We start from the raw sequence: 15487 nt of genomic DNA on the forward strand, positions 1-15487 counted from the left end.
CGCAAACCCGCGTTCCAGCCCCGAGGACCAAAGCCCGCATGCGCGCCTTCTACCATCCGGACCAGTCGCTCCACGATCCCAAGCAATACCTGCGCTTCGGCCGCGTCGTCGCGCCGAAGGACCTGCCGGAGCGGACGCAGCGGCTGCTCGGCGCGCTCGACAGGCATGGCATCGAGCCGGAAACCCCGGCTGCCCATGGCGTCGACCCGATCCTGAAGGTGCATGGCGAGGGCTTCGTCCAGTTCCTCGAAACCGCCTGGGCGCGCTGGCAGGAGCTGCCGGCCGAGCGCGGCCCCGAGGTCTGGCCGAGCACCTTCCCTTATTGGAGCGGCCGTCCGGACGAGGACATGCGCCCGCCCTGCCGCCCGACCGGTTTCATCGGCCAGCTCGGCTGGTATCTCGGCGACCTTTCGGTGCCGATCGGCGAGCATTGCTGGACCTCGACCCTGCGCTCGGCCGAGACGGCTGTCTCCGGCGCCGACGCGTTGCTTGCCGGCGAGCGCGCCGTCTATGCGCTCTGCCGCCCCTCGGGTCACCACGCCCGCGCCGACCGCGCCACCGGCTTCTGCTACATCAACAACACGGCGGTCGCGGCCCAGCGCCTGTGCTCCAAGTACGGCAAGGTGGCTATCCTCGACGTTGACGCCCATCATGGCGACGGCACGCAGCAGATCTTCTATCGCCGCCCGGACGTGCTCACGATCTCGGTCCATGCCGATCCGTCGAGCTACTATCCGTTCTACACCGGCTATGAGGACGAGCGCGGCAACGGCCCGGGCGAGGGCTTCAACCTCAATCTGCCGCTCGTCCATGGCGCTGCCGGGCCGGAGATGGAGGCCGCTGTCGACCGAGCCGCCCGTGCCATCCGGGAGTTCGGCGCCGAGGCGCTGGTCGTGGCGCTCGGCTACGACGCCCACAAGGACGACCCGATCGGCGTGCTCAAGCTGGAGGCGCAGGATTTCGGGACGATCGGCAGCCAGGTGAAGGCGCTCGGCCTGCCGACGCTGGTGGTGCAGGAGGGTGGCTATGCGATCGAGGCGATCGGGGATTGCCTGGATGCTTTCTTGGGTGGGTTCAAGGCATAGGGAAGGGCGAAGTTCAGCGCGGGGAACCCTCTCCTGTAAGGAGAGGGCAGGGTGAGGTGTCGGCCAGAACACCAGCAAAACTCTGCGGAGACAGCGGCTAAGTCACGGCTGCTGCGTCCAACGGCCGACACCTCACCCAACCCTCTCCTTACAGGAGAGGGCTCCCGCGCGAGGCGGGAGAGGGTGTCGCCTTAGATCACCGCCTCGATCAGAAACGGCCCCTTCCGCGACAGCGCCCCCCGGAACAGCCTCACGAACTCCTCGGCCGTCGTTGCCCGCCCGGCCTCGACGCCCATGCCCTGCGCCAGCGCCACCCAATCCAGCGCCGGCTCGTCGATGTTCAGCATCTGCGTCGCGTTGCGGCCGAAATCGTTGACGCCGACATTGCGCATCTCGCCGTGCAGGATCGCATAGGTCCGGTTGGCGAAGACCACGGTGACGATGTCGAGGTTCTCGCGCGCCTGCGTCCACAGGCCCTGGAGCGTGTACATGCCCGAGCCATCGGCCTGCATGCCGATGACCTTGCGGTCTGGGCACGCAACCGCCGCGCCGACGCAAAGCGGGATGCCGATGCCGATCGCCCCGCCGGTGATCTGGAGATAGTCGTGCTGCGGCGCGTCCGCGCACATCCCGTAGAAGACGCGGCCGGACGAGACGGACTCGTCGCAAACAATGCTGTTCTCCGGCAGCAGCCTGGCGACCAAGGTGCAGACCTTGTCGGCATCGAGATCGCCGCTCGGCAGGGCAGGCTCGCCGTTGCGGGCGGGCGCGATATTGGCGGGCTTGAACCTGCCCGCGCCGAGCTCGTCGGCGAGCGCCTCGAGCGTGCCCGGCAGGTCGTCGCCCGGGACCGCCAGCGTCATCACCTCGCAGGTATCAGGGATGAGGCGGCTCGGCTTGCCCGGATAGGCGAAGAAGGCGACCGGCATCTGCGAGCCGACGAGGATCAGCACGTCGATCTCGCGGAGCAGGTCGAGCGCCATGTCGACGGGATAGGGCACTTTCGGCAGGGCCACGCGTCCGGCGCCGCGCTCGGTGCGCCCGTTCGACATCTGGCTGAGCATGCGGCTGCCTGTCGCCGCGCAGATGCGGGCGGCCATCTCCAGCGGCTTCTCGCGCAGGGCCGAGCCGGTCAGCAGCAGCGCGGCGCGGGCGCCATGCTTGCGCAGCGCCTGTGCCGCAGCGCGAATCGACTCTGCCGCGACCGTCTTCGCCTTCGGCACGACGGTCTTCGTCACCGCCGCCGGCTCGACGCTGCCCCAGGCGCAATCGGCCGGCAGGATCACGGTGGTCACGCCGGGCAGTGAGAGCGAGGCGGCATAGGCCTCGCCGATCGCCGGCCCGACATCCTCGGCCGAGGCGATGCGCCGGACGAAGTGGGACATCGGCGCGGCCAGGCTCTCGATGTCGCTGGTCAGCGGCGCGTCGTGCTCGAGATGGTAGGTCGCGTGGTCGCCGACGACGTTGATCATCGGCGTGCGGGCGCGCCTGGCATTGTGCATGTTGGCCAGCGCGTTCGCCATGCCCGGCCCGCAATGCAGCAGCGTTGCGGCGGGCTTGTCGGCCATGCGGGCGTAGCCGTCGGCCGCCGCCGTCACCACGCCCTCGAACAGCCCGAGCACGCAGCGCATTTGCGGCTTGCGGTCGAGCGCCGCGACGAAGTGCATTTCGGAGGTGCCGGGATTGGCGAAGCAAACGTCCACGCCGTTGACGAGAAGCGTGTCGCAAAGGCGGTCGGCGCCGTTCATGCTGGGAGACCTCGTGAGGATGCGCGGCGCGCGGGAGAGGAGGAAAGGGGAATGGAACCGCTGCCTCGTGTCAAACAAGAGAAATTCATCGCCCTCGTTCAGGACGTTGATCGCCGCCTTGACGGGTTTGCATAGGCATTTACCCTGCCATGGAACGAAGGTTGCATCGTTCGCGGCAAACGTGCCGGCGGGCGATCGCAGATCATCAGAGGGAAACGGGCGTCATGATCAGCTTGAAGCGTTTTGCGGCCTTGGCCGCGTTCGGAGCCGTCGCTGCCGCCTCTGCGGGCGCCCAGGCGCAGACCAAGGTCTCGGTCGGCATCTCCGGCTGGACCGGCTTCGCGCCGCTGGTTCTCGCCAAGGAGGCCGGCATCTTCGCCAAGAACGGGCTCGACGTCACCATCAAGAAGATCCCGCAGAAGGACCGCCACCTCGCCATCGCCTCGGGCGACATCCAGTGCGCCGCGACCACGGTCGAGACCTGGATCGTCTGGGACGCCGCCGGCATCAAGACCAAGCAGATCTTCCAGCTCGACAAGAGCTACGGCGCCGACGGCATGGTGACGCGCAACACGACAGCCTCGATCAAGGACCTGAAGGGCAAGACGGTCGCGGCTTCCGCTCCCGGCACCTCGCCCTATTTCGCGCTGGCCTGGATGCTGAAGGAGAACGGCATGTCTGTGAAGGACGTGACCGTGGTCAACATGGAGCCCGGCCCGGCCGCGCAGGCCTTCATCGCCGGCCAGAACGACGCGGCGCTGACCTATGAGCCCTACCTCTCCGCCGTGCGCGACAAGCCCGAGGCCGGCAAGATCATCGCCACCACGCTCGACTACCCGATGGTGATGGACACCTTTGGCTGCACCCCGGCCTTCCTCGCCGCCAATGACGACGCCGCCAAGGCGCTGACCAAGAGCTATTTCGAAGCGGTCGCGCTGATCAAGTCCGAGCAGGCCAAGGCCTATGGCATCATGGGCGCCGACGTGAAGCAGACCGGCGAGCAGTTCGGCAAGTCGGCCGGCTACCTGCGCTGGGCCGATGCCGAGGGCAACAAGGCCTTCTTCTCCGGCGAGTGGCAGGCCTTCAGCGCCAAGGCCGCCGACCTGCTGCTCGAGATCGGCCTGATCAAGTCCAAGCCGGAGATCAACTCGCTGGTCGAGACCAAATACGTCATTGGCGGCGCGATGTGACGATCCTGCCCGACGTCCTGCGGCCGGGCCTCGGGATCGTCTTCTGCGGAACCCAGGCCGGGCGCGTCTCGGCCTTGCGGCGCGCCTATTATGCCGGGCCGGGCAACAAGTTCTGGAAGACGCTTCATGCTGTGGAGCTCATCCCGCGCGAATTGGCGCCGGGTGAGTTCGAGGAACTTCCGAACTTCGGCCTCGGGCTCACGGACGTCGCCAAGCTGACCTCCGGTCCGGACACCGCCCTGGCCCGGTCCCATTTCGGCGTGGATGAGTTCCTGAGCAAGATGCGCTGCTTCGCCCCGGCCTTTATCGCCTTCAACGGCAAGCGGGCGGCGCAGGCCGCCTTGGGCGTTTCCGGCCCATTGTTGAGCTATGGCTTGCAGCCGGTGGGTTTGGGCGGGAGCGCCGTCTACGTGCTGCCTTCGACCTCCGGAGCCGCTTCCGGCTTTTGGTCGATCGAGCCCTGGCGCGAACTCGCAGCCGCGTGGCGTACGAAAAGAGAGCAGGCGCACCTGTGAAACCGCTCCAGCCAGTCTCCGCCCCATCCCGCATCGGGCTCGGGCTTGCCTTCTTCGCGCTCTTTGTCGCGCTCTGGTCGGTCGCGACCTTCGGCGGCTTCGTCCAGCGGCTCTTCCTCGCCGATCCGCTGACCATGATCGGCGAAGGCTACAAGCTGCTGGTCGATTACGGCTTCGCCTTCGATATCGGCATGACGATCTGGCGCGTCGTCGGCGGCTTCGTGCTCGCCGTCATCGTCGCGCTACCGCTCGGCATCCTGATGGGCGCCTATAAGCCGGTCGAGGCCTTCTTCGAGCCCTTCGTCTCCTTCGCGCGCTATTTGCCGGCCTCGGCCTTCATCCCGCTGCTGATCCTCTGGGCCGGCATCGGCGAGGCGCAGAAGCTATTGGTCATCTTCATCGGCTCGGTCTTCCAGCTCATCCTGATGATCGCCGTCGCGGTCGGCTCGATCCGGCGCGACCTCGTTGACGCCGCCTATACGCTCGGCGCCGGCGATCGTTCGGTGGTGCTGCGGGTGCTCCTGCCCAATGCTGCCCCCGAGATCGCCGAGATCCTGCGCATGGTGCTCGGCTGGGCCTGGACCTATGTCATCGTCGCCGAGTTGATCGGCTCGTCCTCCGGCATCGGCCACATGATCACCGACAGCCAGGCGCTGCTGAACACCGGGCAGATCATCTTCGGCATCATCGTCATCGGGCTGATCGGCCTGATCTCGGATTTCCTGTTCAAGGCGGTCAACCAGCGCCTGTTCCCCTGGGCCGCCAAATGAGCAAGCTCGTCATCGATCAGGTCGGAAAATCCTTCCCGGCGCGCCATGGCGGGCAGGCGACGCGCGCGCTGCTGCCGACCTCGCTCAGCGTTGCCGACAACGACTTCATCACCATCCTCGGCCCCTCCGGCTGCGGGAAATCCACGCTGCTGCGCATGATCGGCGGGCTGGAGACGCCGAGCGAGGGGCGCATCCTGCTCGATGGCGAGCCCGTCATCGGCCCGGGCGCCGATCGCGGCTTCGTCTTCCAGAGCTACACGCTCTTCCCCTGGCTGAACGTGGCCGAGAACATCGCCTTCGGCCTGCGCGAGAAGGGCGTGGCCGAAGCCGAGCGCCTCCGCATCGCCACAGACTGGGCCGGCCGCATCGGCCTCAGAGGCTTCGAGAACCACTATCCCAAGCAGCTCTCTGGCGGCATGCAGCAGCGCACCGCGATCGCCCGCGCCCTCGCCAACGATCCAAAAATCCTGCTGCTCGACGAGCCCTTCGGCGCGCTCGACAACCAGACCCGCGCGCTGATGCAGGAAATGCTGCTCGGCATCTGGGAGCGCGAGCAGAAGACCGTGCTCTTCGTTACCCATGACGTCGAGGAAGCGATCTTCATGGCCTCGCGCGTCGTGGTGATCAGTGCGCGTCCCGGCCGGATCAAGGCCGACATCCCGGTCGACCTGCCCCATCCGCGCCCCTACACGATCAAGACGAGCCCGGAATTCGTCGCGCTCAAGGAGCGGCTGGTCGAGGAGATCAGGGCCGAGGTGATGGCGAGCGCCGCCTGACCTCCCTAAGTCGAAGCGCCCCGCCGGTTGACAACGCACCGGTATGGTGGTTCGTTCTCGCCCTAATTGGCCTGACCACATGGCCAAATCGATCCCGGCTCAAGCCGGGGCAGGAAACGGGCCCGGGGAGTGAAACGTGCCGCTCGAAGCCGTCGAGTCGCCACGCCTTTATCGTCAGATTGCCGACCAGCTCCGCCAGCTCATCGACAGGCGCGAGTTCCCGGTCGGCGGCCGCCTGCCGCCTGAACGCGAGCTCGCCGAGAAGCTCGGCGTCTCCCGCCCTTCCGTGCGCGAGGCGCTGATCGCGCTCGAGGTCGAGGGCCGCGTCCGCATCCGCATGGGCTCGGGCGTCTATGTCACCGAGGCGCCGCGCCGCAAGCCGGCAGAGCCCGCCGATCTGGCGGAAGGGCCGTTCGAGCTGCTCAAGGCGCGCGAGGTCGTCGAGAGCGCGGTCTGCGCCGAGGCGGGCAGCCAGGCGACGCCGCAGAACATCGCCAAGCTCGACGACATCCTCACGCAAATGGAGGCGCCCGGCCTTTCCGGCGACGAGCTGATCGCGTTCGACCGCGCCTTCCATGTCGCGATCGCCGGGATGCTCGGCAACGCCGTGCTGGCGCGCTTCGTCGGCGATCTGTTCGACCAGCGCGTCAACCCGTATTTCCAGCAGCTCGCCAGCTATTTCGAGAACGACGTCTCCTGGCGCGAGGCCTTCGGGGAGCATCGCGCTGTTCGAGATGCGATCGCCTCGGGCTCCGCCGACAAGGCGCGCGACGCGATGCGCTGGCATTTGAAGCAATCGCAGGAGCGCTTCTCACAGAGCTTCGGCGATGGCCGTGCTGCAAGCGGACAGGAGAGCGTCGACGCCTGTCCGCCGGGCAAGAACTGACGCGAAAAGCCAAGCCTACTCACAACGGCAAGCCTACTCAAAACGGCAAGTCTATTCAAAACGGGAGGATACCAATGAAGAAGTATTTCGCTTTCGCCGCCGCCGCGGCTGCTCTCATCGTCGCCGGCGCGCCGGCTCAGGCCCAGACCAAGCTGAAATGGGCCCACGTCTATGAGACCTCCGAGCCCTTCCACACCGAGTCGGTCTGGGCGGCCGAGGAATTCAAGAAGCGCACCAACGGCAAGTACGAGATCACGGTCTATCCGGCCTCGCAGCTCGGCAAGGAGACCGACATCAACCAGGGCCTGACGCTGGGCACGGTCGACATCATCATCTCCGGCTCCAGCTTCGCCGCGCGCGCCTACCCGCCGATCGGCGTGACCTACTACCCCTTCACCTTCCGCGGCCCGGACCACCTGCTCGCCTACACCAAAAGCGACATCTACCAGGAGATGGTGAAGGGCTATCAGGAGAAGAGCGGCCACCAGATCGTGGCGGTCAGCTATTACGGCACGCGCCACACCACCTCGAACAAGCCGATCAAGTCCTGCGCCGACATGAAGGGCCTGAAGATCCGCGTGCCGGACGTCCCCGCCTATCTCGCCATGCCGCGCGCCTGCGGCGCGAACACAGCGCCGATCGCCTTCGCCGAGGTCTATCTCGCCCTGCAGAACGGCACCGTCGAGGCGCAGGAGAACCCGCTGACCACGATCGAGGCCAAGAAGTTCTACGAGGTCCAGAAGAACATCGTCCTCACCGGGCACATCGTCGACCATCTCAACACGGTCGTCGCCAAGCAGGCCTGGGACAAGTTCTCGCCTGAGGACCGCAAGATCTTCACCGACGTCGCCCTCGAGGCGGCCGAGCGCACCACCAAGAAGATCCAGGCCGACGAGATCAAGCTCATCCAGTTCTTCAAGGACAAGGGCCTGACCGTCAACGACGTCGACAAGGCCGACTTCCTCGCCAACGTGCAGAAGAACGTCACCTTCGAGCAGTTCGGCTATCGCAAGTCGGACTGGGAGCGCATCCAGGCGATCAAGTGATCCTGGCTTGACGTCCAAGCCCGGCGGCTCCCCGCCGCCGGGTGTTGTCCTATACCGCCCTGCCGGGCCCTCTCAGCACCGAGGTCAGCCGTGAACCAGAGCACGACGACGCAGGAAATCCATACCCAGGTCACCGGCGAAGAGATCGCCCATGTCTTCGACGAGGCGACGCCGCCGGCCGATCTCAGCGGCTACGGCATCGAGGACTGGTTCACGCTCGCCGCCTTCTGGCTGATGGTCGGTTGCGTCGTGCTGCAGTTCTTCACGCGCTACGTGCTGAACGATTCCTTCGCCTGGACGGAGGAGATCGCGATCTACGCGCTGATCGTCGTCGTCTTCCTCGGTTCGGCGCTCTGCGTGCGCGCCTCGCGGCACATCCAGGTCGATTTCATCTACCGCTATGTCTCGCCAGGCGTCGGCCGGGCGCTCGCCACCTTCGTCGACGTCGTCCGCATCGGCTTCTTCGGCTACGCGACCTGGCTCGTCTACAAATACGCCTCGCTCATTCCCGACGAGATGATGACGACGATCAACGTCCCCAAGTCGATCGTCTTCTACGCCGTCGTCATCGCCTTCGCCCTGATGACGCTGCGGGCGCTGCATGTCGCCTGGCAGAGCCTGCGGCGCGGCTACTCCGTCCTTGAAAATCCCGCGGCCTTCGACGGCTCGGAGGCCTGACCCATGCTCATCCTGCTCGGCTCCTTCCTCGCCCTGATGATTTTGGGCGTACCCGTCGCCATCGCGATGGCCGTCGCCTCGCTCGCCTTCATCCTGATCTCCGGCACGGTTCCCGACGTCATCCTGGCGCAGCGCATGATCGCCGGCGTCGAGAGCTTCCCGCTGCTCGCCGTGCCGTTCTTCATCCTGGCCGGAAACCTGATGAACATCGCCGGCGTCACCGGCCGCATCTACTCCTTCGCGGTCGCGCTCGTCGGCTGGATGCGCGGCGGTCTCGCGCAGGTCAACATCATCGGCTCCGTGATCTTCTCCGGCATGTCCGGCACCGCGATTGCGGATGCCGCCGGCATCGGCACGATCGAGATCAAGGCGATGAAGGACCACGGCTACCCGATGGACGTCGCAGTCGGCGTCACCGCCGCCTCGGCGACGCTCGGGCCTATCATCCCGCCCTCGCTGCCCTTCGTCATCTACGGCATGATGGCCAACACCTCGATCGGCGCGCTCTTCTTGGGCGGCGTCATCCCCGGCGTGGTCATGACGCTGTTCATGATGGGCACGGTCGCGGTCTTCGCCCGCCTGCGCAACTGGGGCTCGGATTCGAAGTTTTCCTGGCGCACGCTGGGCTCGGCCGGCATCGAGGTCGTGGTCGTCTTCGGCTTCCCGGTGCTGGCCTATGTCCTGGTCTACTGGGCCGGGCTCTCGGTCAATGTCGCCATCGGGCTCGCACTCGCCGGACTGCTGGCGCTCGACTACTATTTCGACTTCTCGGCCGTGATGGCGCTGATGACCCCGGTCATCCTGATCGGCGGCATGACGCTCGGCTGGTTCACGCCGACGGAGGCCGCGGCTGCCGCGGTGATCTGGTCGCTCTTCCTCGGCCTGGTGCGCTATCGCTCGATGACCTTGCGCAGCCTGACCAAGGCGACCTTCGACACGATCGAGACCACGGCGTCCGTGCTCTTCATCGTCACCGCCGCCTCGATCTTCGCCTGGTTGCTGACGGTCTCGAACACGGCCCAGATCCTGTCGGACCTGATCCTCGGCTTCACCCAGAACAAATGGGTCTTCCTGATCCTGGTGAACCTGCTGCTGCTCTTCATCGGCTGCTTCCTCGACACCATCGCGGCGATCACCATCGTCGTGCCGATCCTGCTGCCGATCGCGCTCAAGCTCGGCGTCGACCCGATCCATTTCGGGCTGATCATGACGCTGAACCTGATGATCGGCCTGCTGCACCCGCCGCTCGGCATGGTGCTCTTCGTGCTCTCGCGCGTCGCCAAGCTCTCGGTCGAGCAGACCACCATGGCGATCCTGCCCTGGCTGATCCCGCTCTTCATGGCGCTGTTCGCGATCACCTTCATCCCGGAGCTGACGCTCTGGCTGCCGCGGACGATGGGGATGCTGCGGTAGAGCATCGAACCGAAAAGTGGAATCCAGTTTTCGGAAAAATCAGATGCAATAACAAAAGCCTAGATCGCCACTTTGCGTCCGAAAGGACGTTCGGCGATCTAGGAGCGGGCTGCTCACGCTTGCCAGGGATTGACGAGGCTGATCGGCAGGTCCTCGAAATCCCTGGTGTTGCGGGTGACCAGGGTGAGGTCATGCGCGATTGCGGTCGCTGCGATCAGCGCATCCGCTGGGCCGCGCGACCTTCCGGCGGAAATCCGCCCCCATTCGAGGGAGATTTCGAGCGAGACGGGAATGATGCGCTCCGCATGGTCGGATCGCAGCGTGTTCAGCCAGGTCAGGAGGCGTTCGGCGAAGACCCGGTCCTTTGGCCATTGTCGTTCAATGCCGGAGTTGATCTCGCCGAACGAGACGACGCTGAACCGGATGTCCTCGGGCTCGATGGATTGCAGCCAAGCGACGGCGGCAGGCGATCCGCGACGCGCTTCGGAGATGACGTTCGTATCGAGCAGATACATCAGAACTCGATATCGCGGCCGGGCTCTTTCGAGCGAGCATTGACCATCTCGACAAAATCGTCCGGCCATGCCGGGCCGTCCAGCAAGTGGTCGACGATGCTCTTCTTTGGCGTCGCTTTCTGCCCTCGCTGCAGGGCGCTGAACTCTTCCTGGGAGATGACGACGACTGCAGGCTCCCCGCGCACCGTCACCTCTTGCGGCCCTTCCGTTTGCGCGCGCTTCACCACCTCGCTGAAGCGCGCCTTGGCATCTTGCAGTGCCCAGCTCATCACAGTCTCCTGACTAGTCAGACTAGTTTGTATTTAACTGGCCATGCGATTCATGCCTGTCAAGCGCATGGAGCGCGGTTGGCGTCGCCTGCTATGCGTTTGCGGCAATTCTGGGCTGTATTCATGGAGTTGCGACGAGCCGAATATGACACCATTTTCATGGTACAGGGGTATTCGCTGACAGGAGTGAAGCAGTGCGCTCGCTCATTGAATCGATGCTCGCGAGGCTGGTGAAGTCGCCTCCGCTCGAAATCGTCTTCGCGGATGGCTCGCATCGCATGGTCGGGGCGGGTGACAAGCCGGCGTTGACCATGCGCATCATGGACCGGCCGACGGAGCTCAAGCTCGCATTGAATCCGGAACTCGCGCTTGGCGAGGCCGTGATGGATGGACGGATCGTCGTCGAGCAGGGCAGCGTATACGACCTGCTCGACATGCTGGTCGCCGGGCTCCACGTGCAGACGCCCTCGGCCTGGGTCCAGACCCTCGGCCGTGCCCGCACGGCCGTGCGCCGCTTCAGCCAGAACAACACGCCGGCCTGGGCGCGCCGCAACGTCGCCCGCCACTACGACCTCAAGGCCGATTTCTTCAAGCTCTTCCTCGACGAGGACATGCAGTATTCCTGCGCTTTCTTCGAGCGTCCCGACATCCCGCTCGAACAGGCTCAGGCCACCAAGAAGCACCGGCTCATCGCCAAGCTCGCAGTCGAGCCCGGCCAGCGCGTGCTCGACATCGGCTCGGGCTGGGGCGGCCTCGGCTTGAGCATCGCCCGCGAGACCGGCGCGACGGTGAAGGGTATCACCTTGTCGACCGAGCAACTCGCCATCGCGCAGGAGCGGGCGGTGGCGGCGAACCTGCCGGTCGAGTTCAAGCTGGAGGATTATCGCCATACCGCCGGCCCGTTCGACCGCATCATTTCGGTCGGCATGTTCGAGCATGTCGGCGTCGGCTACTACCGCACCTACTTCCGCAAGATCTCGGAGTTGCTGACGCAGGACGGCGTCGCGCTCGTCCATACGATCGGCCGCACCACGCCGCCCGGCGCCACCAACCCCTTCATCGCCAAGTACATCTTCCCCGGCGGCTATATCCCGGCGCTATCCGAGGTCACGGCGGCGATCGAGCAGGAAGGGCTGATCATCACCGATGTCGAGGTGCTGCGCCTGCATTATGCCGAGACGCTGAAGGCCTGGCGCGAGCGCTTCCTCGCCCGGCGCGCCGAGGCGGTCGCGATGTACGACGAGCGCTTCGCGCGGATGTGGGAGTTCTATCTCGCCGCGTCCGAGGCAAGCTTCCGCCATAACGACCTCGTCGTCTTCCAGCTCCAGCTCGCCAAGACATTCGATACGCTGCCGGTGACCCGCGGCTACATGGAAAAGTGAGGGGCCGGCACCTCAGGGCGCTGCGCCCTCCCAGAGCTCGATCGCGAAGATCTCGGCATCGTCGTGATCGCTCGCGAGCGTAACAGCTTCGCCAGGCTCCAATATCGCATTGTCGCCGGTGCCGAGGCTCTCAAGGCCCTCGTTCGCGGCGATCGTCCACCCGTCAGAGCGAGCGCTGAGCATCAGCAGACCGCCATGGACGGCGAGTTCGATCGGGCCTGGGCCGGTCAGGCGTTCGACGCGGTGCTGCCAGCGACCGCGGCGGGTCATCACGTTGAGGTCGTCGATCGGCCCATTGACGAGCTGGCCCTCGACCGGGCGGTCGGCGGGGAAAGGGTAGGGCGCAGAAGACCGCTCCAGCCGCACCGTCTCGCCATCGCCGAAGGCGAGCGCGATCCCGTTCCCGGTCAGCACCGACAAGGTCCTGTCGATGCCGGGGAAGCTGGAGAACGGCCCGTCGGCCCCGACATGCGCCATCGATATCCGCCAGTCGAACGCATCGAGCGAAGCGCCGGGCGGATGCGCGGCGATCTCGGTCGTGGTGCCGCCGCCGTTCTTCCACGGCATGACCCGGCAGTCGCTGGCGCGGATGATGCGCATACTCAGCCCAGGATGCCCGGCAGCTTCAGACCCTTGGCCTTGGCGCAGTCGATGGCGATCTCGTAGCCGGCATCGGCATGGCGCATCACGCCGGTCGCCGGATCGTTCCAGAGCACGCGCTCCAGCCGCTTCGCCGCCTCCGGTGTGCCATCGGCGACGATGACCACGCCGGCATGCTGCGAATAGCCCATGCCGACGCCGCCGCCATGATGCAGCGAGACCCAGGTCGCGCCGCCGGCCGTATTGAGCAGCGCGTTCAGCAGCGGCCAGTCGGAGACCGCGTCCGAGCCGTCCTTCATGGCTTCCGTCTCGCGGTTGGGCGAGGCGACCGAGCCGGAATCGAGATGGTCGCGGCCGATCACGATGGGAGCCTTGACCTCGCCCTTCGCCACCATCTCGTTGAAGGCGAGGCCGAGCCGGTGCCGGTCGCCGAGGCCGACCCAGCAGATCCGCGCCGGCAGGCCCTGGAACTTGATGCGCTCGCGCGCCATGTCGAGCCAGTTATGCAGGTGCTTATCGTCCGGCATCAGCTCCTTCACGCGCTGGTCGGTGCGGTAGATATCCTCCGGATCGCCCGAGAGCGCGGCCCAGCGGAACGGCCCGACGCCGCGGCAGAAGAGCGGGCGGATATAGGCCGGCACGAAGCCGGGAAAGTCGAAGGCGTTGTCGACGCCCATGTCCTTCGCCATCTGGCGGATGTTGTTGCCGTAGTCGAGCGTCGGCACGCCCATGCGCTGGAAGTCGAGCATGGCGCGGACATGCACGGCCATCGACTGTTTCGCGGCCTCGATCGTCCCGGCCGGATCGCGCTCCTTGCGCTCCTCCCATTCCTCCAGTGTCCAGCCGGCGGGCAGGTAGCCGTTGAGCGGGTCATGGGCCGAGGTCTGGTCGGTGACGACGTCGGGCCGGATGCCGCGCCGGACCATGTCGGGGAAGACCTCCGCAGCATTGCCGAGCACGCCGACTGAGACGGCCTTGCCCCTGGCATGGGCGGCTTCGATGATCTTCAGCGCCTCGTCGACGCTCCCCGCCTTCTCGTCGAGATAGCCGGTGCGCAGACGGAACTCGATCGAGGACGGCTTGCACTCGACCGCGATCATCGAGGCCCCGGCCATGGTCGCGGCCAGGGGCTGCGCGCCGCCCATGCCGCCGAGGCCGCCGGTCAGGATCCATTTGCCCTTGAGGCTGCCATTATAGTGCTGCCGGCCGATCTCGACGAAGGTCTCGTAGGTGCCCTGAACGATGCCCTGCGTGCCGATATAGATCCAGGATCCCGCGGTCATCTGGCCGTACATCATCAGCCCGGCCTTATCGAGCTCGTGAAAATGCTCCCAATTGGCATAGGCCGGCACGAGGTTGGAATTGGCGATCAGCACGCGCGGCGCGTCCGCATGGGTGCGGAAGATGCCGACCGGCTTGCCCGACTGCACCAGCAGGGTCTCGTCGGCCTCCAGCGAGCGCAGGCTGGCGACGATGCGGTCAAAATCCTCCCAGGTGCGGGCGGCGCGGCCGATGCCGCCATAGACCACGAGCTCGCCCGGCTTCTCGGCGACGTCAGGGTCGAGATTGTTCATCAGCATGCGCAAGGCGGCCTCGGTCAGCCAGCTCTTGGCCGAGAGCTCGGTGCCGCGCGGGCTGCGGATGACGCGGCTATTGTCGATGCGGGTCATGAATGGCTCCGTTCAGACCGTGATCGGGAAAAGTGGAATCCGGCTTTCCGTCCGATCACGGTCAAGGTTTCAACTTGGTCGCCGCGTTGAGCGCGGCTTCGATGATGACTGAGAGGGCGGCTTGCAGCCTGGCGGCTTTCGGTGCGTCGAAACTCCAAGGCGGAGCCTCTTCGGTCAGGTAGGCCGAAAGCGCGATCTCCATCTGGATCGCATGGACATGCTCGGCCGGCTGGCCGTAGTGCCGGGTGATCCAGCCGCCCTTGAAGCGGCCATTGGCGACGTGGCTGAAGTCGGACTTGCCCAACGCCGCCTCGGCGGCCTGCCCAACCTCCGGCGCGCAGCTCGCGCCCGAATTGGTGCCGAGGTTGAGCGTCGGCAACGTGCCGGGGAAGAGGCGCGGGATCACCGATTTGATCGAGTGGCAATCCCAGAGCAGGCAGAAGCCGTGAGCGGCTTTCACCCGTGCGATCTCGGCCGCGAGCGCATCGTGATAGGGCTGGAAATAGGCCTCGCGTCGCCTGGTGATCTCGGCCTCGTCCGGCGCTGTGATCCAGATCGGCTCGCCGTCGAAACTCGTGGTCGGCACCAGCTCGGTCGTCGCCTGCCCCGGATAGAGCGAGAGGCCGGAGGGATCGCGGTTGAGGTCGATGACATAGCGCGACAGCCCGGCCTCGACGATGCTCGGCTGGAAGGGCTCAGCGAAGGCGTAGAGCTGGCGCATGTGCCAGTCGGTGTCGCCGGCCGCGAGGCCGAGCGGGTTGAGCGTGGCGCGCACTTCATCTGGCAGGCCGGTGCCGGGATGCGGCATCGAGAGGATGAGCGGGGAAGAGCCTTTGGTGGTGGTGAGGGTGTCGCTCATGCACGACGTCCTTTGTTTAGTCGCCGTACGCTTGAGCCGAGCGACATCCCCATGAGAAAAGGCGCGGGGAACCCCTCTCCTGTAA

16 protein-coding genes are annotated in these 15487 nt (G+C 66.0%); 10 read left to right on the plus strand and 6 right to left on the minus strand.

Annotated features, from left to right (window positions below; translation table 11 throughout):
- Positions 1–38 precede the first annotated feature (38 nt).
- The gene (locus DWF00_RS24105; protein WP_114830389.1) at positions 39–1085 is read left to right on the plus strand and encodes a histone deacetylase family protein; all 1047 of its coding nucleotides are present in this window, start codon (positions 39–41) and stop codon (positions 1083–1085) included.
- A 191-nt stretch (positions 1086–1276) separates the two neighbouring features.
- On the opposite strand, the gene DWF00_RS24110 is transcribed toward DWF00_RS24105, so the two are convergent.
- On the minus strand, positions 1277–2833 hold the full coding sequence (locus DWF00_RS24110) for an acetolactate synthase large subunit (protein WP_114830388.1): 1557 nt from the start codon (positions 2831–2833) through the stop codon (positions 1277–1279).
- 224 nt (positions 2834–3057) lie between these two features.
- Here DWF00_RS24110 and DWF00_RS24115 point away from each other — a divergent pair, with 224 nt between their 5' ends.
- The 8 genes from DWF00_RS24115 (at position 3058) to DWF00_RS24150 (ending at position 10107) form a co-directional block, all read left to right on the plus strand.
- Positions 3058–4023 (plus strand): ABC transporter substrate-binding protein, encoded by a 966-nt coding sequence (locus tag DWF00_RS24115; protein WP_114830387.1) that lies wholly within the window; start codon positions 3058–3060, stop codon positions 4021–4023.
- Positions 4020–4538, plus strand: a complete 519-nt coding sequence (locus DWF00_RS24120) for a mismatch-specific DNA-glycosylase (RefSeq protein WP_114830386.1) — start codon at positions 4020–4022, stop codon at positions 4536–4538. Before DWF00_RS24115 ends, DWF00_RS24120 begins: the two co-directional genes overlap by 4 nt.
- Positions 4535–5308, plus strand: a complete 774-nt coding sequence (locus tag DWF00_RS24125; protein WP_114830385.1) for an ABC transporter permease — start codon at positions 4535–4537, stop codon at positions 5306–5308. Before DWF00_RS24120 ends, DWF00_RS24125 begins: the two co-directional genes overlap by 4 nt.
- The gene (locus tag DWF00_RS24130) at positions 5305–6084 is read left to right on the plus strand and encodes an ABC transporter ATP-binding protein (RefSeq protein ID WP_181832734.1); all 780 of its coding nucleotides are present in this window, start codon (positions 5305–5307) and stop codon (positions 6082–6084) included. The genes DWF00_RS24125 and DWF00_RS24130 overlap by 4 nt, the downstream gene beginning before the upstream one ends.
- A 136-nt stretch (positions 6085–6220) precedes the next feature.
- A complete protein-coding gene (locus DWF00_RS24135; protein ID WP_114830383.1) occupies positions 6221–6970 on the plus strand; it encodes a FadR/GntR family transcriptional regulator in 750 nt (249 codons plus the stop codon).
- Positions 6971–7044: 74 nt separating this feature from the next.
- Positions 7045–8016, plus strand: a complete 972-nt coding sequence (locus DWF00_RS24140; RefSeq protein ID WP_114830382.1) for a sialic acid TRAP transporter substrate-binding protein SiaP — start codon at positions 7045–7047, stop codon at positions 8014–8016.
- 90 nt (positions 8017–8106) lie between these two features.
- Complete coding sequence (locus DWF00_RS24145; protein ID WP_114830381.1) at positions 8107–8694, plus strand: TRAP transporter small permease; 588 nt, start codon at positions 8107–8109, stop codon at positions 8692–8694.
- A gap of 3 nt (positions 8695–8697) precedes the next feature.
- Positions 8698–10107, plus strand: coding sequence for a TRAP transporter large permease (locus tag DWF00_RS24150; protein WP_114830380.1), 1410 nt, complete (start codon positions 8698–8700; stop codon positions 10105–10107).
- Between the two features lie 113 nt (positions 10108–10220).
- Here DWF00_RS24150 and DWF00_RS24155 read toward each other — a convergent pair whose 3' ends face one another.
- The gene (locus DWF00_RS24155) at positions 10221–10622 is read right to left on the minus strand and encodes a type II toxin-antitoxin system VapC family toxin (protein ID WP_114830379.1); all 402 of its coding nucleotides are present in this window, start codon (positions 10620–10622) and stop codon (positions 10221–10223) included.
- A complete protein-coding gene (locus DWF00_RS24160) occupies positions 10622–10891 on the minus strand; it encodes a type II toxin-antitoxin system Phd/YefM family antitoxin (RefSeq protein ID WP_114830378.1) in 270 nt (89 codons plus the stop codon). Before DWF00_RS24160 ends, DWF00_RS24155 begins: the two co-directional genes overlap by 1 nt.
- Before the next feature lie 194 nt (positions 10892–11085).
- Here DWF00_RS24160 and DWF00_RS24165 point away from each other — a divergent pair, with 194 nt between their 5' ends.
- The gene (locus DWF00_RS24165; protein ID WP_245974267.1) at positions 11086–12273 is read left to right on the plus strand and encodes an SAM-dependent methyltransferase; all 1188 of its coding nucleotides are present in this window, start codon (positions 11086–11088) and stop codon (positions 12271–12273) included.
- Positions 12274–12285: 12 nt separating this feature from the next.
- On the opposite strand, the gene DWF00_RS24170 is transcribed toward DWF00_RS24165, so the two are convergent.
- From DWF00_RS24170 to hutG, 3 genes are all read right to left on the minus strand, one after another.
- Entirely contained in the window at positions 12286–12873 is a 588-nt protein-coding gene (locus DWF00_RS24170; protein WP_114830377.1) for a HutD/Ves family protein, read from the minus strand.
- Between the two features lie 2 nt (positions 12874–12875).
- Positions 12876–14543 carry a urocanate hydratase gene (hutU, locus tag DWF00_RS24175; protein WP_114830376.1) on the minus strand — a complete coding sequence of 556 codons (1668 nt, stop codon included), beginning with the start codon at positions 14541–14543 and terminating at the stop codon, positions 12876–12878.
- A 61-nt stretch (positions 14544–14604) separates the two neighbouring features.
- On the minus strand, positions 14605–15402 hold the full coding sequence (gene hutG / locus DWF00_RS24180) for an N-formylglutamate deformylase (protein WP_114830375.1): 798 nt from the start codon (positions 15400–15402) through the stop codon (positions 14605–14607).
- Between the last annotated feature and the right edge of the window lie 85 nt (positions 15403–15487).

Source organism: Allobosea caraganae (assembly GCF_003351345.1).
Lineage (GTDB): Bacteria > Pseudomonadota > Alphaproteobacteria > Rhizobiales > Beijerinckiaceae > Allobosea > Allobosea caraganae.